Annotated in this window: 26 protein-coding genes, 1 tRNA gene and 1 pseudogene; 15 read left to right on the top strand and 13 right to left on the bottom strand. The window is 63.2% G+C overall.

Going from position 1 to position 20,728, the window contains the following annotated elements; genetic code table 11:
* Window positions 1-331: 331 nt before the first annotated feature.
* The 9 genes from ACGFNI_RS33875 to ACGFNI_RS33835 form a co-directional block, all read right to left on the bottom strand.
* Window positions 332-1,444, bottom strand: a complete 1,113-nt coding sequence (locus ACGFNI_RS33875) for a hypothetical protein (RefSeq protein WP_393689293.1) — start codon at window positions 1,442-1,444, stop codon at window positions 332-334.
* A gap of 63 nt (window positions 1,445-1,507) precedes the next feature.
* Entirely contained in the window at window positions 1,508-2,047 is a 540-nt protein-coding gene (locus ACGFNI_RS33870) for a hypothetical protein (RefSeq protein ID WP_393689291.1), read from the bottom strand.
* A 43-nt stretch (window positions 2,048-2,090) separates the two neighbouring features.
* A complete protein-coding gene (locus ACGFNI_RS33865; protein ID WP_393689289.1) occupies window positions 2,091-3,548 on the bottom strand; it encodes a phage portal protein in 1,458 nt (485 codons plus the stop codon).
* Window positions 3,549-3,557: 9 nt separating this feature from the next.
* Window positions 3,558-4,628 carry a hypothetical protein gene (locus ACGFNI_RS33860; protein WP_393689288.1) on the bottom strand — a complete coding sequence of 357 codons (1,071 nt, stop codon included), beginning with the start codon at window positions 4,626-4,628 and terminating at the stop codon, window positions 3,558-3,560.
* Window positions 4,567-4,908 (bottom strand): hypothetical protein, encoded by a 342-nt coding sequence (locus tag ACGFNI_RS33855; protein ID WP_393689286.1) that lies wholly within the window; start codon window positions 4,906-4,908, stop codon window positions 4,567-4,569. The genes ACGFNI_RS33860 and ACGFNI_RS33855 overlap by 62 nt, the downstream gene beginning before the upstream one ends.
* Before the next feature lie 290 nt (window positions 4,909-5,198).
* Window positions 5,199-5,438 (bottom strand): hypothetical protein, encoded by a 240-nt coding sequence (locus ACGFNI_RS33850; RefSeq protein ID WP_393689284.1) that lies wholly within the window; start codon window positions 5,436-5,438, stop codon window positions 5,199-5,201.
* A gap of 191 nt (window positions 5,439-5,629) precedes the next feature.
* Window positions 5,630-5,809 (bottom strand): hypothetical protein, encoded by a 180-nt coding sequence (locus ACGFNI_RS33845; protein WP_393689283.1) that lies wholly within the window; start codon window positions 5,807-5,809, stop codon window positions 5,630-5,632.
* A gap of 74 nt (window positions 5,810-5,883) precedes the next feature.
* Window positions 5,884-6,051: an HNH endonuclease gene (locus ACGFNI_RS33840; RefSeq protein WP_393689281.1), complete on the bottom strand. Its 168-nt coding sequence runs from the start codon at window positions 6,049-6,051 to the stop codon at window positions 5,884-5,886.
* Window positions 6,052-6,226: 175 nt separating this feature from the next.
* Window positions 6,227-6,295 (bottom strand) — tRNA-Asp (locus ACGFNI_RS33835).
* 411 nt (window positions 6,296-6,706) lie between these two features.
* On the opposite strand from ACGFNI_RS33835, the gene ACGFNI_RS33830 reads away from it, so the two are divergent.
* Entirely contained in the window at window positions 6,707-7,183 is a 477-nt protein-coding gene (locus ACGFNI_RS33830; protein WP_393689280.1) for a hypothetical protein, read from the top strand.
* A 49-nt stretch (window positions 7,184-7,232) separates the two neighbouring features.
* Here ACGFNI_RS33830 and ACGFNI_RS33825 read toward each other — a convergent pair whose 3' ends face one another.
* The 3 genes from ACGFNI_RS33825 to ACGFNI_RS33815 form a co-directional block, all read right to left on the bottom strand.
* A complete protein-coding gene (locus ACGFNI_RS33825) occupies window positions 7,233-7,904 on the bottom strand; it encodes a ScbR family autoregulator-binding transcription factor (RefSeq protein ID WP_393689278.1) in 672 nt (223 codons plus the stop codon).
* A 61-nt stretch (window positions 7,905-7,965) separates the two neighbouring features.
* Window positions 7,966-9,006, bottom strand: a complete 1,041-nt coding sequence (locus tag ACGFNI_RS33820) for a 3-oxoacyl-[acyl-carrier-protein] synthase III C-terminal domain-containing protein (RefSeq protein WP_393689277.1) — start codon at window positions 9,004-9,006, stop codon at window positions 7,966-7,968.
* Window positions 9,007-9,039: 33 nt separating this feature from the next.
* Window positions 9,040-9,882, bottom strand: a complete 843-nt coding sequence (locus ACGFNI_RS33815) for a helix-turn-helix domain-containing protein (RefSeq protein ID WP_393689275.1) — start codon at window positions 9,880-9,882, stop codon at window positions 9,040-9,042.
* A gap of 503 nt (window positions 9,883-10,385) precedes the next feature.
* On the opposite strand from ACGFNI_RS33815, the gene ACGFNI_RS33810 reads away from it, so the two are divergent.
* From ACGFNI_RS33810 to ACGFNI_RS33745, 14 genes and pseudogenes are all read left to right on the top strand, one after another.
* Window positions 10,386-10,730 (top strand): hypothetical protein, encoded by a 345-nt coding sequence (locus ACGFNI_RS33810; protein WP_393689273.1) that lies wholly within the window; start codon window positions 10,386-10,388, stop codon window positions 10,728-10,730.
* Complete coding sequence (locus ACGFNI_RS33805) at window positions 10,727-11,500, top strand: PD-(D/E)XK nuclease family protein (protein WP_393689271.1); 774 nt, start codon at window positions 10,727-10,729, stop codon at window positions 11,498-11,500. The genes ACGFNI_RS33810 and ACGFNI_RS33805 overlap by 4 nt, the downstream gene beginning before the upstream one ends.
* Window positions 11,501-11,560: 60 nt before the next feature.
* Window positions 11,561-12,382 (top strand): AAA family ATPase, encoded by an 822-nt coding sequence (locus tag ACGFNI_RS33800; protein WP_393689269.1) that lies wholly within the window; start codon window positions 11,561-11,563, stop codon window positions 12,380-12,382.
* A 53-nt stretch (window positions 12,383-12,435) separates the two neighbouring features.
* A complete protein-coding gene (locus tag ACGFNI_RS33795; RefSeq protein ID WP_393689268.1) occupies window positions 12,436-12,798 on the top strand; it encodes a hypothetical protein in 363 nt (120 codons plus the stop codon).
* A complete protein-coding gene (locus tag ACGFNI_RS33790) occupies window positions 12,795-13,217 on the top strand; it encodes an endonuclease VII domain-containing protein (protein WP_393689266.1) in 423 nt (140 codons plus the stop codon). The genes ACGFNI_RS33795 and ACGFNI_RS33790 overlap by 4 nt, the downstream gene beginning before the upstream one ends.
* Window positions 13,214-13,423 (top strand): annotated as a pseudogene (locus tag ACGFNI_RS33785) (CHC2 zinc finger domain-containing protein); the annotation flags it as partial. The gene ACGFNI_RS33790 and the pseudogene ACGFNI_RS33785, both read left to right, overlap by 4 nt.
* A gap of 19 nt (window positions 13,424-13,442) precedes the next feature.
* A complete protein-coding gene (locus tag ACGFNI_RS33780) occupies window positions 13,443-14,129 on the top strand; it encodes a toprim domain-containing protein (protein ID WP_393689264.1) in 687 nt (228 codons plus the stop codon).
* Entirely contained in the window at window positions 14,129-14,650 is a 522-nt protein-coding gene (locus tag ACGFNI_RS33775; RefSeq protein WP_393689263.1) for a DUF3310 domain-containing protein, read from the top strand. Before ACGFNI_RS33780 ends, ACGFNI_RS33775 begins: the two co-directional genes overlap by 1 nt.
* Complete coding sequence (locus ACGFNI_RS33770; protein ID WP_393689261.1) at window positions 14,647-15,462, top strand: metallophosphoesterase; 816 nt, start codon at window positions 14,647-14,649, stop codon at window positions 15,460-15,462. Before ACGFNI_RS33775 ends, ACGFNI_RS33770 begins: the two co-directional genes overlap by 4 nt.
* Window positions 15,455-16,024: a hypothetical protein gene (locus ACGFNI_RS33765; RefSeq protein ID WP_393689259.1), complete on the top strand. Its 570-nt coding sequence runs from the start codon at window positions 15,455-15,457 to the stop codon at window positions 16,022-16,024. Before ACGFNI_RS33770 ends, ACGFNI_RS33765 begins: the two co-directional genes overlap by 8 nt.
* Window positions 16,021-16,242 carry a hypothetical protein gene (locus tag ACGFNI_RS33760; protein WP_393689258.1) on the top strand — a complete coding sequence of 74 codons (222 nt, stop codon included), beginning with the start codon at window positions 16,021-16,023 and terminating at the stop codon, window positions 16,240-16,242. The genes ACGFNI_RS33765 and ACGFNI_RS33760 overlap by 4 nt, the downstream gene beginning before the upstream one ends.
* Window positions 16,232-16,750, top strand: a complete 519-nt coding sequence (locus ACGFNI_RS33755) for a hypothetical protein (RefSeq protein WP_393689256.1) — start codon at window positions 16,232-16,234, stop codon at window positions 16,748-16,750. Before ACGFNI_RS33760 ends, ACGFNI_RS33755 begins: the two co-directional genes overlap by 11 nt.
* Before the next feature lie 128 nt (window positions 16,751-16,878).
* Window positions 16,879-18,630: a DNA polymerase gene (locus ACGFNI_RS33750; protein ID WP_393689254.1), complete on the top strand. Its 1,752-nt coding sequence runs from the start codon at window positions 16,879-16,881 to the stop codon at window positions 18,628-18,630.
* A gap of 59 nt (window positions 18,631-18,689) precedes the next feature.
* Window positions 18,690-18,878 (top strand): hypothetical protein, encoded by a 189-nt coding sequence (locus tag ACGFNI_RS33745; protein WP_393689252.1) that lies wholly within the window; start codon window positions 18,690-18,692, stop codon window positions 18,876-18,878.
* A gap of 193 nt (window positions 18,879-19,071) precedes the next feature.
* Here ACGFNI_RS33745 and ACGFNI_RS33740 read toward each other — a convergent pair whose 3' ends face one another.
* Window positions 19,072-20,685, bottom strand: a complete 1,614-nt coding sequence (locus ACGFNI_RS33740) for a recombinase family protein (RefSeq protein WP_393689250.1) — start codon at window positions 20,683-20,685, stop codon at window positions 19,072-19,074.
* Between the last annotated feature and the right edge of the window lie 43 nt (window positions 20,686-20,728).

Below are 20,728 nucleotides of genomic sequence, written 5' to 3'. Positions count from 1 at the left end.
ATGTTGTTTCGCCATCAACTTCATCGACCCCGTTCACAGGTCGATTTAAGTCCAGGTCGACTGGCGACCTGGCATGCCCTGGATTGGTCAATTCCTCTTGAGCAACGCACAGCAGAGGTGCAGTCACCACCGCGTATATGAGGTGGTAGTCGCGTCCGAGACGTCTGTCATCATCGGACTCCTCGCAGGCATTTTCATGGTTGCACTCGGTATGGCATTGCTGCCCGCCGTGGGCGTCGGGGGTGGAGCCACGGTGGCCTTCTTCACCGCAAGCATGACCGCTGTCCGGCACATCAACCGGCAGAATTAGTCCGCAACGCGGGGCGGTTTGTTAAGAACTGCCCCGCGTGCTGCTTTCGCCCGCCGCCTTCTCGGTGATCGAGACCTTCAGGCCGCGCACGAACGATTCGCCGATGCCGACACCACGGACTGAGTAGTCCGGATCTTCCTTGACCGTCGACAGGCCGTACATCGTGTCCAAGCCGATGGTGTCCGCCTTCTTCGCATAGTCGTAGTCGACCAGCATCCGGGTCGCGATACCGCCGATGTTCTGGACCGAGCCGTTCACGGCACCCATCGGAATGGCCGGGCACGCGCTGACCAGGAGCATCGCCGACTTGTGGAACAGGAACATCTCCAGTCCGAACGAGTTGTGGATCACGATGTCGAATCCATAGATTCGGCCAACAACCGCTCGACGCAGGGCATTTGTGTCACCGCTGTAGTCCACCGCCACAAACTCGGGGTCCTTGAGCAGGATCGCCTCGACCTCGGGGCCGGCAATCAGATACCGCTCGGAGGCCGGAACGTTGGCGACGTTCATAGCCATGCGGGCATCGACCAGAGCGGTACGCAGGCCGAGCGCGCGGGCCTTCATGTTCTCGCCCGTGCCGTCCGCCGTCGGGATGGTGACCTCCACGTCACCGCCGATGACCTTCTTCTGCGCAGCGCTTAGACCGGATCGCGTGATATTGGCCTTGATGAAGGTGGCTGTGGTGTCGTCGAAGTACTCGGCGAAGCCGCGGGTCAGCTTGGTGAGGACCTGGGTACCGAACTGCCGCAGGTCGAAGGCCACCTGTTCCATCGAGAGCGTGGTCGCGTTCTGCGCGAGGGTCGTGAGCTGGACCGGGAAGCGCGACTCGTTGATGAAGCCGACCGGCGCCAGCCGGTCGTTCGTCGGCAGCGGCCGGTCCGAGGTGGCGGCGAGCTTGTTCTTGTCGCCCTTCACCGGGTTCCAGATCGGCTCGGAGATGCCAGCCGCCTGCACGGGGATGCCTCGGCTCTCACGGTTCACGTTGATCACGTCGCCGAGCCCGCCGCGGAACTTCAGCTCGGAGTACCGGGCCGGGATGCCCCCGAGGGTGAGCTGCCGGTCCAGAAGGCCGAGAGCAGCAATCGTGACCTGCTTCGGGTCAAGATTGAAGTGATGCGTAGTAAGCGCCATTGTGCCTCCAAGAGGGCATAAAAAAAGCCCCCCAGAAAAGGAGGGCTGACGAGGAGTCTCGGATTAGATGAAAGACCCGCCAGCGATGAAGTCGGCCAGCTCGTTTGGATCCATGGAGGAAATGTCATTGCCGCCGGACCGGTGATGGCCAGTTCCCATGAGCTGGGGGAATTCCGGCTCCTGTTCCTGCGGCTGCGGAAGGGACGTGATGAATGCGGAGACGGCCTCCCGGTTCGCCCGGCCGTCCTCGCCGACGAAGCGCGTGAGGTCGAGGTAGTCAGTCGGTACCGCAACGCCGGCCGCGGCTGACTGGGCACGGATCTCGGCCTCGGCCAACGACGTACCGACCTCGGCGAGCGTAGACCTGCGTGCCTCGCTCCTCGCCGCCTCGATGGCTTTCTCCTGCTCGGTCATCTGTGCCTGGCGGATCTCCTCCAGCTCACGTGACGCCTGCTTCCAGCGCTTCTCGTTCTCGCGAGACATGCGCTTCCACCGCTCCACCTCGCCAGGGCCGCTAGTATCGCCGGCGGCCAGGTCGGTCGGCTGCGCCGACTCGGCCTCGGGCTTCGGCTCCCCAACAGGAGCGTCCTGCGTCTCGTCCATGTTTCAATCCATTTCGGATGGACACGCCGTTCCGGCGGGTCGATTACTTCGGTTCACTGAGCTTGCGATTCACATTCCCGTGGTTTCCCTGTGGGGGCTTGAACCCGAGACGTGCTGCCTTTGCCTCCTGCGGCGCGGAGCCCATGCCCCCAGCCTGTTCAGGCTGAGGGCCGAGCTTCTGGACTTCTGCGGCTGCTCGGGCATCGTCCTTGCGCATTTCGCGGAAGGCGCTTATTTGGGAAGGTGTGTATCCCGCGTCGCTCCAAAGCTGCTCTTCGGGAACGTTGAGCTGCTTGAGCTTGAGGAGGGCGTCGATATGCTGGGCTTCGGTCCTGTATTCTGGATCGCGCCAGACGGTCTCCATAGAGAATGCCTTTGCGCGCTTATCGCGCTTTACGGCGAAGCAGAGTCTGATGACCTTCTCCCATGCCTCACCGAAGTGCAGCATTCTCTCTCTGACCTTGGCTACCAGCCCGGCTTCGGCGCTGATGATGGCCTCACCGGACGGTGCAGTTCCCCCGTTCACCAAAAAATAATGGCTCGGGGTCCGGGATATGGAACTCATGTGTTGCAGGAGTAGCCCAACCAGATCGCAATAGTTGCTGAGGCTGGCGGCTTCAAATTGCCCGAATTTTGCCTGCGGGTCCTCGGCCTGCAATAGCTTGTCGACAGCTACCTTGAAAGGCTCGACTGGATTGCCTTGGTCATCCTCGACAATCTCAAGTCCCGTCACATATCGCTGCGGGAAAGCTGCGAATTCTGAGGCGGTGAGTGCATCCGAGACGGTCTTATTGATCGCGTCTTGAATGGGGATGACGTTGGCGAGGTCCGAGTACGGATTACCGGAGAGCCGTGACCGGTTATGGAACGGGACGACAGGCACAACGCCGAGGGGATTCGGGCGCTTCACGCCGTGCTCCCACTCGGTCTCGCCGCGCTGCGTCTCGTAGACGTACTCCTCGGTCCACAGCGTGACCCACTGCCGGCCCCAGTCGTCCAAGAAGAACCGCGCCGCGGCCTCCAGCTCGGTGCGCGAACCGGGCTTGTACTGGACCACCATGTTCTCGGCGGACACGGGCTGGATCGACGGCTCGCCGTCCTTGTCGGCCCACACCAGGACGTACGCCCTGCCCTGAACCATCGCGTCCAGGTGGACGGCGTTGGACAGCACGTCCATGCTGCTGCGCTGCCAGAACTCCCAGGCGTCCTTGTCCGTACCGGGAGTCTCGGGCATCCGGAAGGCATCCACCGCCATGCGCTCTGTGGCGCTGTCGATGATCAAGCCGCAAAAGTTGTCCCGCCAGCTTTCGAAGACCTCGCGGAACTCGGCTTTGAAGCGGGCCTGGGAGAACGCCAGCCGCTGATGCTCACCCTCGTAGTACTCAGCAAACCGAAACATGTCCGGGAGCTGATCGGTCAACTTCCCGTGCAGGTAGGCAAGCCAATCGGCCGGGGTTTCTGGCGGGCCGACCGCGGTGTATCCGTTGGGGGGGACAATCATGGAGCCTCGCTAAAAGCCGACCACGCGCCCCCTCCGCGCATTGAGTCGACCGTCAGCAATTGCATCAGCCCTGGCCTCAAAGGCAAGAATGGCGCACACGGCCAGGTCGATTTTTCGTTTGGAACGGGGAGAGTCTTTTGTCACCAGGAGCCCTTGAGGGACTTCCCGGGTCACTGCATTCAGCATGTGTCGAGTCAGGTCTGCATTTCCGTCGTGTTTTACATCCCCGACAGCGATTGCGGAGTTAAGGCGTTCGGTCGCCTCGCACATGCGCATCGGCTTATTGGTCCAGTACTCGAATACTCGGTCGTCGCCGTAGGTAAGCGACCACCGGCCGATCGCTTCTTGAAAGTACGGGGGGTCGCAGTAGGCCCATTCAACCTTGTACGTATCGAACGACCGTTTCACGGCGGCCTCGACAGCGAGAACGTCAACTTCCCAGTCGGGCTGCTTCGGGTCACGCGGGTTCTCCCACAGGCCCAGGAGGAACAGCTTGCCGTCCCGGAGACGGCAGCCGACCAGCCCTGTGGCGTCTCCCCGGAGGGAGCCGTCGAAGCCGATGGAGATTTGGTCACCAGGCTGGATCGGGTCGTCCTCGTCGAGGCACGCATCCCACTCGGCCTTGATCAGCCAACCGTCCGCGTTCTCCTGGATGTTGTTCAGGTAAAAGCGGTACGCGACCGCAGGGGTCGTACGCGGGTCCTGGATGGCGGCAACGATGCCGTCCGCATCCACCCAGTGGGAGTCGCCGTAGGCGTCGATGACGGCTGCCCGTACGGCGGCCTCGTCTTTGAGGTCGATGTCCTCCTCTGCCTCGCGGCAGTCGTAGAGGATGCCCTTCGCCCCGTACTCCATCGCGGCCTCGAAGGTCCGCTGCGCGATCGAGTTCTCGTTGGGGTTGAAGGCGTTGGTGGTCTCGATCAGTCGGGAGCCGGCGCCCGCGGTTTTCTGGACATTACGGTCGAGCGTTTCCCAGACGTAGGTCCCAGCATTGCTGTCGACCCAGTGGTGGACCTCGTCACAAACTACGAATTGGCATGCGCCGGCCCCGACAGAATCGTTTCTGTCGGGGCCGGGCAAAGGTGGGCCTCGCCCCCTCCAGGCCGCGTGAGGAGGAGGTGACCGGTTCGATGCGGCCGGGCCGGCCGTCCTTGAACTGGATGAGGCCCTTGCCGATGTCGAGGTTGAACTCCTTCTCGGCTGGCGACTCGGCCAGCATGCCGCGGATCATGTCACGGGTGTTGGCGGTCTGGTCGAGGGAAGTGGCAGCGATCTGAACGAGGGGGAGTGGCACCCTTTTGCCGACCGGCATTCCCTTTTCATCGAAGTGGGAGAAGCGGGCAGGGCCGATGAATTCCACAATGCAGAGAGCGGCGAGGAGTGGTGTCTTGCCTTAAGCCCCAGCCCTTGGCGCGTCGAAGCGCCGCAGACCGGTACAACCACCTCCCGTTCTCGTCGATGGCGTACATCCACAGAACGAAGCGCAGTTGTTCCCGGGTGAATTTCCACGGGCGGCCGGCGTTCTCGCCGTCAGGCTGGACGATGTACTTCTGAGCCCAGCGGATGATCTCGTAGCCGAGGCTCCGGGAGCGGTGAGGGGCGCCAGCCGGCATGTTTCCCGTCAGGGGCATCGCTCACCCCCCCCTGTCGCTACTCCGAGAGCATCTTGAACAGCTCCTCATCCAGGTCCGTGGCGGCGTCCTGGGCGGCTTGCTCGGCTTCCTGCTCTGCTTGGTGGTCGAAGTTCATGCGGAGCCGGGCGCGGTCCTCCGTGGTGGCGCCCCACCGTCCGACTCGTTGCCGGATCTCGCCGGCGAGGCGAACGTTGCCCCGGTAGAAGTCATCAACGAGCCGTGTGGTGATCTCCAGCTCGGCCCAGTCGGTTTCCAACCAGTGCTGTGTCTGGGGTGACCGGCTCCAGGTCATCCAGAATCGTTTGGCCCCGCCAGTTTCGACACCGAGGGACTTCGGGAGCGCTCGGCCCTCGCCGACCCCGGGGCTGAGGCCGTGCTCGCCCAGGGCGTGATCGGCGTTCCGGCGCCGGGCGTTGGGCTTGGGGGCCGGCCCGCGTCGAGATGGCATCAGCGCACATCTCGAAGGCCGTTGGCATGGACTCCGTACAGCTCCCCCAGCTCCAGCAGCTCGAAGAGGACGTCCTGCTGCCACGCCCTCTTCTCCGCGGCCTTGCTCAGGTGGTGGCCGCCCCTTGCCGGAGGAAAGGCGCACGTGCAGTCGCGGCATAGGCCGTCGCAGTCGGACACGCGGGACCTCCGTGGTCGGGAATGAATGAATGACTGTGAGAGCCCGCTCGAAGAGCGGCTGCTGCCGCCGGGACTCAGCGGTCCTCGAAGTACGTCTTGCGCCTGTGGCAACTGCGGCACAGAACCCATAGATTCGAGAGGTCCCAGGAGCCGCCCTTGGCGATGGGGACCAGGTGGTCCACCTCCAGCTCGGCTCGTGAGCCACAGCGTTGGCATGCGAAGCGGTCGCGGGCTAGTACCATCGCCCGCCGGGAGTGGAAGTCGCCGGGTCGGTTCTTGTTCCTGGCCGAGGTTTTCCAGCCCCTCTTGGGAGGGGCGTGTTCCTCGCAGCGACCAGAGCGCACGGTCACAGAGGTGCAGCCCACAGACATGCAGATCGACTTTGCTCGGGGCATCGTGACCACCCCTCCGTGACGTTGTGAGTCGGCGGGATTCGAACCCGCTCTGCCCCCTGACCGGGGGCGTGCATCCGTACACCACGACTCCAGCGCGGAGCGACCGCGCCTTCACTCGCTACGGGGATCAGCCGCAGCGAACCGAATGGGAGCCTCGGCTGGTTTCTTGTCTGGCAGCCGAGGCCATGGTCTTCCTGGACCTCTACCAAGAGAAATGTTCAATCTGGGAAATCAACAGGAAGAAGTTTTTCGAGATAATTAATTCATCAAATCTCTAATGATTGATCTGTTCAACCTCGCTACGCTCGGTCTCACTAAGTATGTAGGTGTTAGCGATGCGAGAGTGCACGCAAGGGGGAAAGAGTGAGACGCAGGTCACATCTTGGGTGGTGTACCTCGTGAAAAGTGGATGTGCGACGTTATGCTTGGTATGGTCAGCGCCGCCCCTGCGACCCCTTCGGGCGAAGGTGCGTCGAAGCCCGTGCTGGAAAGGTCGCCCCACGTGACCAAGCTGCCCTCTGACGCCGAGCTGACGAAGCTCTTTCATCTTGGCGTGTCTGACATCGACCTCGCCGACGAGTACGGGGTCTCCGTCCAGGCCGTCAACAAGCGCATGGTCCGCATGGGGCTGCGGAAGAAGCCGATTGCTCTTCGTGTCAATGAATTGGTGAAATCGATCTGGGATGTGAAGACATCCCGCAGCGGCCCCAGTCACCACAACGCTTACGTGCTGAAGAACCTCAAGATATATATGCGGGGCCGGCTTGGCGACAGGGTGAGCGAGACGCAGCGGCGCGATGCCGACTGGCTAATCGGGCGTCTGATCCGCGACAACACCGTCATAGACTACGCCGGGGCCGAAGGTGGCTGGCGATACGTACCCCGGGATCCCTCCGACGGTCGCCGCGTCCTCCGGTGGCCGGCAGGTAAGCCGCTACCTGAAGCAGATCTGCAACGGGCCATGGAGCTACCGGATTGATTTCAGAAGGCTCTTGCGGTGCGATGCTTCTCGGCGCGCCGCAAGAGCGCTAACTGTCAGAGGAAGCACTGTCCGCGATCTGCTCTCCCCGGTCGGGTGCGAATTTAAGCTTGGCTAGAATCGCTGGCCGGACGATGGCGGGAAGCGTAATTTCCCATAGCACCGTCAGGTCGCGACCCAAGCCCACTCGGCCGTCGAACTCTCTTGACATATTTTGGACACCTGCAAATGCCCCGACGAAACAACGGGCCACTTCGTTGACGTTCACGGAGGGCAGTAGCTCGTCTTGTTTTTGAGCCTCGGTTAGAACTTCTGCAACGGCGTCGATCCAGAGGGTCATCACACGCTTTTGTCCGAGGTCGATAGGGCCCTGTCTCATCGTCAGCCTTGATGCCCCGCGCTGCACCGGGTCTGTCCTCAACTGGTAGGCGAGGAAGTAACCCATGTCCAAGAACTGTTGCGTCTTCAGCGACTGCGGGGGGAGGGGCACCATCCCATCAAGCTGTACCTCGATGACGGCAAGTCCGAGGGCACGCTTATCCGGGAAGTGAAAGTAGAGGGCGCCTTTCGTTACGCCAGCTCGCGAGACTATGTCGGCAATTGCCGTGCCTTCATAGCCGCGCTCATCAAAAAGGGCGCCAGCGGCATTCAGGATTGCCCTACGGGTTCGAATTGCGCGATCTTGTTGAGGGGCGCGTAGTGATTGGTCAGACCGAGTCACGGCATGTCTCCATTTATTTAAACGCTTATGTGGTGCAGTTTCCTTGAAGCGGGGCGCGGCGTTATGCCTGCCAGATTCCTCGGCATGCGGTCATGGTAAAGCCGGGTCCGAAGGCAACGATTACGGTCTTGTCGCCGTCGCTCGGCGGTTCACTATGTGTGCGAGACAGAACGTCGAAAATTGAGACCCCTCCGAGGTTGCCGCACTCTTCCAGGCTGGCGTAGGCGTGCCGGGAAGCTTTTTCGTCAAGCCCGAGACATGAATTGACCGTCCGGATGATGTCGGGGCTGCCCGTGTGGATGACGGGCACATCGGCCTGCCAGCCACGCATCCATTCGCCGAGACGTGGGACAGTTCGTTTGACCGCTGTCAGCGAGATCTTGGTGCTTTCGAAGTGGACGCCGGTCTCGTCGGGGCGGGTGAAGTACGCCTGGGCGCTGTCGGGCAGCCGGTATTCCAACGTGCTGTCTATCCGCAGGCCGGCCCCAAGGGGCTTGCTGGTGACGACGGCAGCAGCCGCAGCGTCACCGAAGAGACCCTTGAAGATCATGGTTGCGACCTCGGTGTCGCGGTGGTTGTACGTGGTGCTCAGCGGCTCACTGATAACGACGAGGACCGTGGCGTCGGGCCAGGCCGCCAGCATGTCCTTCGCCCGTGCGAGGGCCAGCGCGCCGCCGGTGCAGGCGACGGTGTTCAGCGGGATGCGGCGGACATCGGGGCGGAGCCCCAGGTTCGAGGCCAGGGGGATGTCGATGCCGGGGATGATGCCGCCGGAGACGCTGTTCGAGGTGATGAGGACGTCGACCGCGGCGGGGTCCACGTGGTGCTCGGCCAGGGCCTTCTGCGCAGCGGCTTCGGCCATGGCGAGGGCATCTGCATAGGCCCGTGCGGTGCGGTCGCCGATGTTCGATGCGCCTGCGACGTATGGCAGCGGGTTGCTGAAGTAGCGCGTCGCCACCCGGCTGGTGATGAGATGCCGGGGGATCGACTTGATCTTCTCGTGATTCGGGTGGTGGCTGCGTATGTCCTCGATGATCTCTTCGGTGGTCACCCGGTGGGGGGCGAGCACAACGGCGGGGTGGGAGACATATGCGTGGTTCATGACACTCCGTGAGGGTGTGGGTGGAAAGTCGAGCTAGGGCGCAGATATCGCCGAGTGCGGGGCGTGATGCCGAGGGGCCTTCAGCGTTCGGCGCTGGCCGGATGGCCGGCTCGGCTGCATGATCAGCCCGCCGAAGCGTGCCCGCGGGGAGTCGCTGGGCATGGAGGACAGGAGTGTGACCCAGACGTCACCCAGCTGGTGATGCCGGAGTGGCCGGTGGTCCCCATCCGTTGAGGTGTGAGCGCGAGGCAGGGAGGCGTAGCGGGGGCCGACGAGGGGATCGTTGCGTACCGCGTGGTTTATTTCCCTCAGCTTCGGGTCGTCTTTGAGTGCGTCACAGGCTGCGCGCAGCTCGACCAGGACGTTGGGCAGCCAGTAGGTATCCCAGTCGAGGAGAGTGTCTGTGCGCGCGGCGGGGTCCAGCAGCATCCAGGCCATGTGATTGGCCGGGGGCGTGCCACTTTCGAAGACCGCTGCCCATGCCTGGTTGTAGGCCAAAACGTTCCAGCTTTGGTCTGTGACCCATGCCGGGTGAGGGATGCCGGATATGAACTCCCCCCACTCGGCCGGGACTTCTTGGCCGGAGTTTGAGCGTATGGGGTGGGGCGGGTCGCAGTCGCGCGCGTACCGGCACAGGTCTGCCCACTCAACCTCACTGAAGTTGAGGAGCCTGGCGACGTGGGCGAGGAAGTCGATGGCAGGGATGCGGAGTTGCCCCTGTTCAAGCCGCCGGTACGTCTGCACAGAGACGTGAAGGAGTGCTGCTACTTCATCCTGGTACAGGCCGGGCTTCGGGCGAGGCGCGAGGCCGGCGTGCTGTGGCCAGATGGACCGGCGTTTAGCTCGGAGCAGCTCGCGCAGTGCTTCGTGGTTCATTGGTGGAGCGTGTTTCTCTAGCAGATTCGGAGCAGTTTGGGAAGGGGGGCGAGTGTCCTGATTTTGGACACTCGTACATGAATGCCTTGGGCATCGATTTTCGTAACTCAGCGTGCATGTCGGGCTTGATGTGACATGGCGTGCCTATAGGCGTGGATCCGGCTGATTCCGGGGCTGGCCGAGTCGCCGCAGGGTGGATGCTCGCCGATGGCCGCCCGTTAAACGCCCAGGTGGCGGGCCGATTGTCACTGTGAGTAATACAGACCATGTGCCATGTTTTCGCCTAGAGTGCCGTTCGTGGGAGACGGAGACTACCCGTCGCCCGGCCTAGAAAGTGAATGCATGTTCGAATGATCAAGGTGCAGGGCGGGGCAGTCGCCGCCTAGGGGCACAGGGAGCGCCGGGCCGTGAAGGGGTCCGTGGCACCGACAGGGTGCGGAGTTGACGGGGCGTCTGGAGCATGCCCCGAACCCGGACCTGCGAAGAACGAGGAGATCACCTGCATGATGACCTGCGACCTGGCCTCCGCCAAGCCGCACTTGATCCAAAGCCTGCTGGGGGCCATTGAGAGTGCGCCCATCGCACAGGCGCCCACTTACCTACTGGTCACTGTCGGCGTCATGGTGTGCAGGATCGCTGCCCTTGGCATCACCTACTACCACCTCGTCGTGAGTGATCAGGCAACGGCCGACTGTCAGGGCGAAGTCGAGGCCGCTTTCCGGGGGGAGGGTGTCGAGCGCTGGCGTGACTCCGTGGTCGACACCGTCCACATGCCCCGCCGCAACCAATTCTTTCCAGGAAGTACGGAGTCCACCTTGTACGTCATCCACCCGGAGGCCGCCCGATGAGCATCGAAACCCAGCCCCGTAGCGTCAGCCAGACCGAGCAGTACGAGAAGTGCGCGTGGCGCTTCTATCTACAGCGGGTTGAGCGTGTGGCGCCAAGGCCGGCGGCCTGGTCACACCACGGCACTGCCTTCCATGCCGTCGCCGAAGCCTACGAACTGTCCGGCCGGACCATGGGGGAGGACGAGGCGCTACAGCTCTTTTCCGACCGCTACAGCACCCTCATCAATGCGGCCCTTGAGAAGGAGCCCGATACGGACAAGTGGCTGGCCGCGGGCTATACGGGGGGCGAAGACATCGAACGCCGCTACACCCTCGGGCAGAACCAGGTGAGCCACTACGTCACCACCTGGGCCGAGCAGCACCCCACCGCGACGTGGAAGGCGCCGGACGGCGCACCTGGCCTGGAGCTGTACTTCATGGTCGAACTGGGCGGGGTGAAGGTCCGCGGCTACATCGACCAGCTCGTTGACGACGGGGACGCGGTGCGCCCGCGGGACTGGAAGACCGGCTCGATGAAGTCGAAGTTCCAGCTCCAGACGTACGGCGTCGCGGTGCGCAAGCTGTACGGCGTCGAGGTCAACAAGGCTGACTGGTACTTGGCCAAGGAGGGCCGGCTGTCACGTCCGGTGAAGCTCGATGATGTCCAGGAGGGGGACGTGGCCGAGCGGTTCGTGGTCATGGACGAGGGGGTGAAGCGCGGGGACTTCCCGGCGAGCCCTGGCTACGCCTGCCGGTTCTGTGACGTAAGCCACGCTTGTTCTTTTAAGTGAAAAGTTGATGTGCGATGCGAAGTCGGCTAATGTGGATAACAGAAGGAAAGAGGGGGTTAGATGTATTCTCTGAGTCAATCCGTGCGCATGAAAGGCGCGGCCGGTGAGCCGATTAGGTCCCCCTTTAAGGGGCTGGCCAAGCTCGGGGTGGACTTTCGCAGGGGGGAGCTATCTCTTGTGGCCGCCGCTGGCGGAACCGGGAAATCTGTGGCCGCCCTCAATCTGGCAATCCGCAGCAATGTGCCGACCCTCTATTTCTCGGCGGACTCAACCGCTGCAACTCAACTCTCCAGGGCTACGGCCATCCTTACGGGGGACGACGTCAAGAGTGTCAAGGGCAAGCTGCAAGCGGGAGAATTCGAGGAGTACGGCGACGTGTTGTCGAGGCGATGGTGGCAGCGATTCAACTACTCGGCGCGACCTACCCCGGCGGAGATCGAACTGCACCTTGAGGCGTATTGGGAGGTTTTCAACATCTACCCCCACTTGATCGTCATCGATAACATCACCAATGTGGATACCGGAGGCACGGGAAACGCCGACGAGTTCACCTTCGGTCTCGAAGGGCTCTGTGACTACCTCAGCGAAATGGCGCGTGAGACTCACGCGCACGTCATGGCGATGCACCACGTCATCGGTGAATACTCGGATGGGCTCAAGCCGATCCCGCAATCCGGCCTCAAGGGGAAGATCAGCCGAGTTCCGGCCCTGGTTCTGACCATTCATAAGGAGATCGACGGCATGGACTCGCGCATCCTGAATATAGGCCCCGTGAAGAACCGCGAAGGCTTCGAAGACAGTAGTGGTGAGACGTATGCGTCCTTCACCTTCAACACATCCAACATTCGGCTGGAAGACGTCGCGGTCGGCGCAACGTTCTGAAGCAGCACCAAAAAGTTGATGTGCGATGTCTGGCCTTACGTGAAAGAGAAGCAGTGATTACCACCCGCAACCCCCAGCACGGACGACACCGCAGAGACTTCAGCGTCTCCGTGGACCTGGCCGGCACCCTTGCCGAGCGCTACCTCCTCGACGCTGTCGAGCGGGCCAAACTCACCGAGCCGGTGGCCCTGTTGGTTGAATTCGGCGACACAGCACCGCGTCCCGGCAGCGCGCGGCAACTTGCTCGCGAACTCAGTGGTCGAGGCCAGTTGCAGGCCGTCGTCACCAGGCGAGGGCGCGGCGGGCAGCAGCTCGCGAAGGTCATGGCCGCTGACACGCTGCGCGCTTACGCGGCCGACTGTGACCAGGCCGGACAGCTCATGCGCCTTGAGCGCACGTTCCGGAAGGCAGCGTGACCAGCCCCCGCAAGGGCTTCCGGCGCTGTGCACGCTGCGAAAGGAACCGGGCCGAGAGGTTCTTCACGCCACGCGGTCGAGTCTGTGGGACGTGTAAGAGGAACGTACGGCGCACCGCCAGCCACGAGGCCCGTGTCCGTTCCACATACGGCCTGGGGCCTGGAGAGTACAACCTGCTGTTCCGCCTTCAGGGCGGCCAATGCGCCATCTGCGGCGGAACCCGACGGCAGCGCCTCTCCGTCGACCACTGCCACAAAACCCAACTTGTTCGCGGGCTGCTCTGCCGCATGTGCAACGGCCGACTCCTCACGGCAGCCAAGGACCGCCCCGCTGTCCTCCGGTCGGCAGCCCAGTACCTCGATGACCCACCTGCCCCACGCCTCATAGGCCGGCGCTTCTACCAAGGCAAGGACAAGTGACACCCAGGCCGCCCATCGCGACAGTCCTCACCCACTACTTCCCGGAGTGGCAGCCTCCGAAGCGCCCGACCCGCGTCGGTTCCTGGGCCAGGTGCCTCTGCCCATTCCACACCGAGCAAACGCCATCGGCGAGCGTCAACTATTCCACGGAAAAGGTCCATTGCTTTGCCTGTGACCTCTCCTTGGACTCGATCGACATCATCATGCGACAGGAGAAGGCGGGGTTTGCCGAAGCTGCACGACTCGCAGAAAGCCGATTTGGTCACGGGAGCCAAGCGCTACACGACCAGCTACCCGGACAGCCCGGCCGAACGGTACATGGCGCACCGCGGCCTCGGGGACGTAGCGAAGCTCCGCCTCGGCTACGTTTCGGAACCAGTCGTCGGACATGACCTCCACCGTGGCCGCCTGGCTATCCCGTACTGGCGCCCCGCCGGGGGAATCCACGCCGTGGCAACAATTCGGTTCCGCTGCATCGCTGACGCGTGTGTAAAGGCACCGGACGGTTCGTATCTGCCACCGCAGCAGGAAAAGCACGAGGGCCATGGCAAGTACATGGGGCTTTCTGGCCACCCGCCTCGCCTTTTCAACACGGCGTCCCTTCTCACCAGCAAGCCGTACATCGCGGTGACCGAGGGGGAGTTGGACGGTGCTGCGGTCGAGAGCGCCGGTGTGCCCGCCGTGGGCACCCCTGGTGTGTCGAGCTGGCGCGATCACTTCGATCCGGCATTCGCTGGCTTCGAGACCGTCTTTGTCCTCGGCGACGGAGATGACGCCGGCCGCGGCTTCGCCGCCAAGCTCTGTGAGCGCTTGCCCAATGCAAAGGCCGTTGACCTGGGCGACGGTTACGACGCAGCCAGGTTCATTCATGAGTTCGGTCCAGCGAAGTTCCGAGAAAGGGTAGGTCTGTGATGGCGCGCTTCAAGGTCGGTGACGAAGTGGTCGTCGTCGCCGTATCGGGGCAGGTGGCGAGATGGCTCTACGAGGACAAACGCGGGGTCGTCCAAGCCGTCCACGAAGGCCAGCCGTACCCGAACGACGTGCAGCTCCGCAACGGCGGCGCGCTGTGCTTCACAGACGACGAGCTGATGCACGCGACCGAGTCCAACCCGGGCCGGCGCCTCATCAACGAGACCAAGGGCCTCGCCATGGGCGTCGACGCCTGCAAAGCCCAGGAAGTCATGAAAGCCGCCGTCACCCCCACCACCCCGTCGGAGCCAACCCGGATCGCTATCGAGCACCCACCCCACTACACCAGCCACCCAAGCGGAATCGAGTGCATCGAGATCACCAAGCACATGACCTTCCCCCTCGGAAACGCGATCAAGTACCTCTGGCGAGCAGACCTGAAGGGCAACGCCATCGCGGACCTGGAAAAGGCCAAGAACTACATCGAAATCGAGATCCAGCGCCGAGAGGAGGCCGCCGCATGAGCGTCAAGGAAATAGCCATCGTCTCCGACGTACAGTACCCGCTTCACGATGCACGAGCGGTACGGAACCTGTGGGGCTATATCGGAGAGCGGCAGCCCGAAGAGGTGCTGATTATCGGCGACTTTATGAACTACGCGGCCCCGAGCCGATGGTCCAAGGGCACGCGCGACGAGTTCGAGAACGACGTCTGCCGCGAATCCGAAGGCGGCAAGGCCCTCCTGGCTGAGCTGCGCGAGGGCTACGCCGGACCGATCAAGTTCGTCATCGGCAACCACGACTCACGCCCCCGTGACTACTTGCTCAAGTACGCGCCGGCCCTCGCCGCCAGCCGAGCCTTCGACGTCGATGTGCTCCTGGGATTCGACGAGTTGGACATCGAGGTCCTGCCGCCGTTCACGGAGATCGCACCCGGGTGGGTCGCCATGCACGGACACGAGCTACGCGGGCTGAACCAGATCCCGGGCAGGACGGCGGCGTCGAAGGTGAAGAAGCTCGACCGCTCCGTCGTCATGGGACACACCCACAAGAACGCGGTCTCGCCCGAGACCGTGGGCGTGGGCCGGCACCGGCGCACCCTCTTCGGGTTCGAGGTCGGGCACCTCATGGACGAGTCCAAGGCCGAGTACCTGTCCCAAGGCGTGGCGAACTGGCAAAAGGGCTGGGGACGGCTCCTTTCCGGCAAGTACTCCGCGGTGCCGGTACCCGTGTACGTCGAGCGAGACGGCTCGTTCGTGGTCGACGGGGCCCGGTACGGAGCCATCCAGCGCAACTACCAGGGCCGTTTCGTCACGAAGGGAGCGAACGTTGCCTGAGCCGGTCGTCCTTGATTGGGCCTATCTCTCAGCCCTCGCGGAGCGCGTGGCCTACAACATCGCGCAGAAGTGGGCCATCGTCGAGAAGGACGATGTGAAGCAGGAGATCCTGCTGCACGCCTACGAGCACCGTCCTGCCATCGAGGCCAACTACGCCAACGAGGACTTCCTTTGGAAGATCTTCAACAAGGCTGGCACCCAGTACGCGTCCAAGGAACGCAACTACCGCGACCTCCTGGACGACGCGTACTACTACACCCCCGACGAGGCGAAGGCCGCGCTGCGGACCTTCCTTTACACGGACGACGAGCTGAGCCAAGTGGTCGGCAAGAAGGACGACCTTCTACAGACTCGCGTCACCGACAACGTCATCTCCGCACGCATCGACGCGTCGGCTTCCATGAAGAAGCTGCCCGAGCGGTATCAGCAGCTCCTGATGCGGCGCCATGTCTACGGCCTCCCTGTGCCCGACCAGGCCGACCGCCAGGCGCTCACACGAGCCGCGGTCGCCCTAGCTCAGCAGATGAACCGCACCCTACGCACCCGAAGGAACGCAGCGTGATCGAAACGACGAAGACCTACAGGCGAGATCTCGCCGCCGGAACGTTCGTCCGGCTAGAGGTCACCTACGACGACGCGGCCGGCACCCCCACCTACATCGGTCACCGGGACGCTGACGGCGACCTCACCGAATTCAATCTCCACCCACTCGACCTCGCCGGCCTGCTGGACATGCTCATCCACGTCCCGGCCGCGAAGGGAGTCAGCCGTGACGTATGACGACCCGTTCGCCGACAAGTCCCCCTGGGACGAACCCACCACCACCGAGCAGGAAGCCACCAAGGAGAAGCCTGTGACCACTCCCGCCCCGACCACGCCTGCGCCCTTCAAGATCGGTCTCACTGTGAAGGCAGGCCCGGATTACGCCGCCGAGTGGCTGACCCCGGCTGTCTACGGACACACCGCCATGGAGACGGCAACCCGCGGCGTCGAGCTGTTGGCCGCTATGAAGGAGAAGGGCCTGATCGAGTACAACGCCAAGTTCGCCCAGTACACCCGCGAGCAGTACAAGGGCGGGGCCGGCGCCGCGCCCAAGAGGTTCGAGAACGGCAAGGTCGTCGCCTCGCAGGCCAGTGGTAGCGACTACACCTGCGAGCACGGTCAGCGAAACTTCAAGGACGGCGGTAGCTGGGCCGCTTACTTCTGCGGCGGCCGTGGCCTCCCCAAGTCTGAACAGTGCCCGCCGCTCTGGCGGCAGAAGGACGGTGCCTTCCGGGCAAATGCATGAATTAACGCTATCCATAAAGTTGATGTGCGATGGGGGTCGGCTCGTCAGGCCGGCCCCCATGGGCAAGGAGGACTCACATCCGGGTCATTGACTACCCGATCAAGGGCCAGCCGGTCCGCATCCACGTAGTGGAAAGCCAGGACGACCTTCCCGACTTCGAGACCTTCGTCCTCACCCACCAGGATCTCCTGGCGCACGACAGCGAGACGACGGGCCTGGACTGGTGGCACGCCAGCCTGGGCACCTTTCGGGCCCGCCTCTGGCAGTTCGGTACCGCCGACGAGTCCTTCGTCGTACCCGTCGAGAAGGGCCGGGCCTTCCGCGACGCGGTTCGCTGGGCACTGCGGACGGTGCACCGACTCATCGCCCACAACGGCACCTACGACCTCCACGTAGCCGAAGCCTGCCTCGGCATCCCGATGGAAGAGCTTGCCCCGAAGTCCTGGGACACCAAGCTGCTTGCCCATCTCGTTGATCCGAGGCCGGTCAAAGAGCAGGGGCCGGGGCTGAAGCTCGAAGAACTGACCAAGCACTACATCTGCGAACGCCTCGCCGATGAGGTCAAAGGGTCAATGACGGCCATCGCCGCGGAGCTGAAGGTCAAGAAGGCGGAGGTCTGGCCGGTCATCCCGATCAACCACTACGGCTTCAACTTGTACGCCGGGATGGATCCCATCCTCGCGTTCCGGCTGTTCAAGATCCTCAAGCCGAAGGTGCCGGCCCGCAGCAGGAAGCGCGGACTCGTCTCCTGGGAACACCGGCTCGCACACATCACGGCGAAGATCGAGCGCCGGGGATACCTGCTTGACCGGGAGTACGCGCAGGCGAAGTCGGAGGAGCTGCGCGAGCAGCAGCGTAAGTGGGAAGAGGTCGCGCGCCGCGAGGGCGTCGACAACGTCAACGCCAACGCCCAGATCATCGCCGCCCTCCAGGAACGCGGCATCCAGCTCACGAAGAAGACCAAGAAGGGGAACATATGCGTCGATGACGAGGTGCTGTCCTCGATCGGCATACCTCTGACCGAGGCCATCATCCAGGCCAAGAAGGCGAAGAAGTGGCGGGCCACCTGGTTCGACCGGGCACTCGGGGGCCAGGACGCCGAAGGCCGCGTGCACGCCAGCATCAACAGTTGCCTGGCCAGGACAGCGCGCATGAGCATCACGGGCGCCATCCCCGCCCAGACTCTTCCGGCGGGCGACAGCTACGTACGGCATTGCTTCCTGGCGGAACCGGGCCACGTGACCGTGTCCTCCGACTACGGGAACATGGAGCTGCGTGTGCTCGCCGCCTTCAGCGGCGACGCGACGATGCTCGGCGCGTTCCACCGCGGCCTGGACCTCCACCAGATCACCGCTGACGCCGCAGGGGTCGACCGCAAGGCCGGAAAGGGCACCAACTTCACGGTGGTCTTCGGCGGCGGCTGGAAGGCCGTCGTCGAGCAGTACGGCGTCTCGGAGACCGAAGCCAAGCGGGCCGTCAAAGCGTTCTGGGAGACCTACCCCGGCGTGAAGTGTTTCGCCGACCGGCTTCAGCGCGAGGCCCGCCGCACCGGCTTCATCTACACCGGCACCGGCCGGCGCCTGCCAGTCGACAAGGACAGGGTCTACTCAGCCCTCAACTACTTCATCCAGTCCACCAGCCGTGACATTACGGCCCGAGCCCTGATCGAACTCGACCGCCACGGATACACCGAGTTCGTACGCCTCCCGATCCACGACGAGCTGGTGTTCAGCTTCCCCGAGGACCGCGCCGCCGAACTGGCCGAGAAGACCGCGCGAATCATGGAGATGACCGTCCGCGGCCTCTTGGTCCCCGTGGACGCCGAGATCGGCGAGAGGTCGTGGGGGAGCGTCCTCGACCTCGAAGCAAGCAAGCACTAAGGAATGAATTGACTGACGCTGATGGGTTTGACGAGCTGATCTCTGGCATCGAGACGGAGATGAACCAGGCTCTGATTGAGCAGCGGGGGGCCGCGGTCGTCGTACTGGCCCGAATATCCGGAGTTGTCTATACGGAGGCCATCGTGGCTGGCGTCCCCCACGCCCTCGCTCAGGAGATGGCAACGGACTACTGGAACAACGAGGTCGGCAGGCCGAGCTACGCCTCCGCCGAGGTCGACGACGAGTGACCACGGCAGAGAGGCCCGGTTGGGATGAACTGAGGGGCCAGCCGTGGGAGTGACAAGCGAGATCGTGATCGTGGACGATGACGGCAACGAGGAGCCGTACGAACCGAACAAGTTGTGAGCGCAAGGCCCCCCGCATCGACACTGCGGGGGGCCTTGCGCTTGTCCCTTATATAGGGGCCTCGACCGCAGGGTGTTAGAACGCGGTCTGGAAGTCGTCCTCCTTGAGTATCAGGCGCTTCCGTACGTCCTTCGGGATGAGGAGGCGAAGGTGCACCTCGGGGGCCCGTACCTTCGGGATCTTCGTCCGTGTCACCTCGCATGTGATCCCGACACGGACCAGGTCCGCGGACATGGCTTCCATGCCTCCCTCCTGCCACTGCTGGCGGAAGGTCTTACCGTTGTGGACGTTGACCCACCGGTCCTGCGTCGTCTCAGGGTCTATGGAGTTCAACTCGCCGATCAGCTTGTCTAGCGTCTGCTCCGCTTGCTCCCGCGTGAACCGGGTCTTCGTGTACCGGCCTCCCGGCTCCAGCTCCTTCATGTATAGGGCAATCGACCCTTCGAGCCGCTTCACCTCCTTGCGCGCCTCGGCGCCCTTGGCGTACTCCCTTGTCTGCACTGGCTCGTCACCGAGCACCTTCAGCACGTCTTCGACGACCTGGTTATAGATCTCCATGGGGTTGGGTGCGCCGAGGCCACCGCTCTTGCACTCGCGGCAGCGCAGGTAGTGGTACTCCCCGAACTTGTTGGTCGTGTTCTGCACGGTCATGTTCGTCTTGCAGTCCTTACAGATGAGGACTCCGAGGAACTTCGTGGCACCGTTCGGTTGACGGGTGGGCTGCTTCCTCGAACGCCCATCGAGGACTTCTTGGAGCGCGTAGAACTCCTCCTCCGTGAAGATCTCCTCAGCGATTCTGATCGGCTTGCCGTCCTTGCCAAGGACGATCCTGGAAGTACGCACGCCGCCGTTCTTGTCCTCTTCGACGCGGTATCCCATGAGTCCGGGGTTGCGGAGCCTGCGGAGCAGCGTGGAGGTGGTAAGGCTCTGGTTCATGAGCCGAGACCTCTTGATGATCTTGACCATGCGATTGGTCGAGACGCCTCGGTGGGCCATGCGCCGCGCCCAGTGGAGTGCCTTGTGCGCGTCCGGGTCATGACGGAGGACGAGCTTGCCGTTCTCGTCTTCCTCGATGATGTAGCCGTACGAAGGCTTGCCGATGATCCACTCGGACTGCGTCTTGGCGTAGTCCCAAAGGCTCGCAACGCGGGTGCTGGTGTTGGCGGCCTCGATCTCCGCGATGCCGCCGATGATGTGGACCATGATCTTGCCGGCCGTCGTGGTCAGGTCGATGCTGTCGTTCTTCGAGACGAGGTTCTTCTCGTACTTCAAGCACCAGTCGATCATGACGGCTAGGTCCGAGAGGCGCCGGACGAAGCGGTCCAGCTTCCAGAAGAGCAGGACGTCGAACTCGGGGGACCGGTTGTTGAGCCAATCCCCAAGCTCCTTGCGCTTCCACGGCGGGACTTTGGTGGCGGACACGTTGAGGTCGCTGGCGACACCGACGACTCGGCATCCCATCTCCCTCGCCTTGACGCGTAGGTCGAGTTCCTGACGAACGGGCGAGGTGGTGTCGTCCGTGAGGACAGAGAGTCGGACGGACAGCAGCGCACGCGGTGCGTCGTCTGGCAGAAGGGCATCGGCCCGCTTCAGCTCCGCGAGAAGAGCCAGGTCTGCTTCGGACCACTCGGCCTCGATGTTGTATGCCTGCCGCGCGGCTGCGGATCGGCTCTTAGTTCGTTTCCCCATGTCAGAAGCCTAGCCATGGTTTTGAAGCTGTGTCCATCTGTCC

The sequence above is a fragment of the Streptomyces sp. NPDC048644 genome (genome assembly GCF_043199105.1).
Taxonomy (GTDB): domain Bacteria; phylum Actinomycetota; class Actinomycetes; order Streptomycetales; family Streptomycetaceae; genus Streptomyces.
Note: the sequence above shows the minus strand (reverse complement) of the source record. Positions and strands in the feature narration are given on the sequence as shown.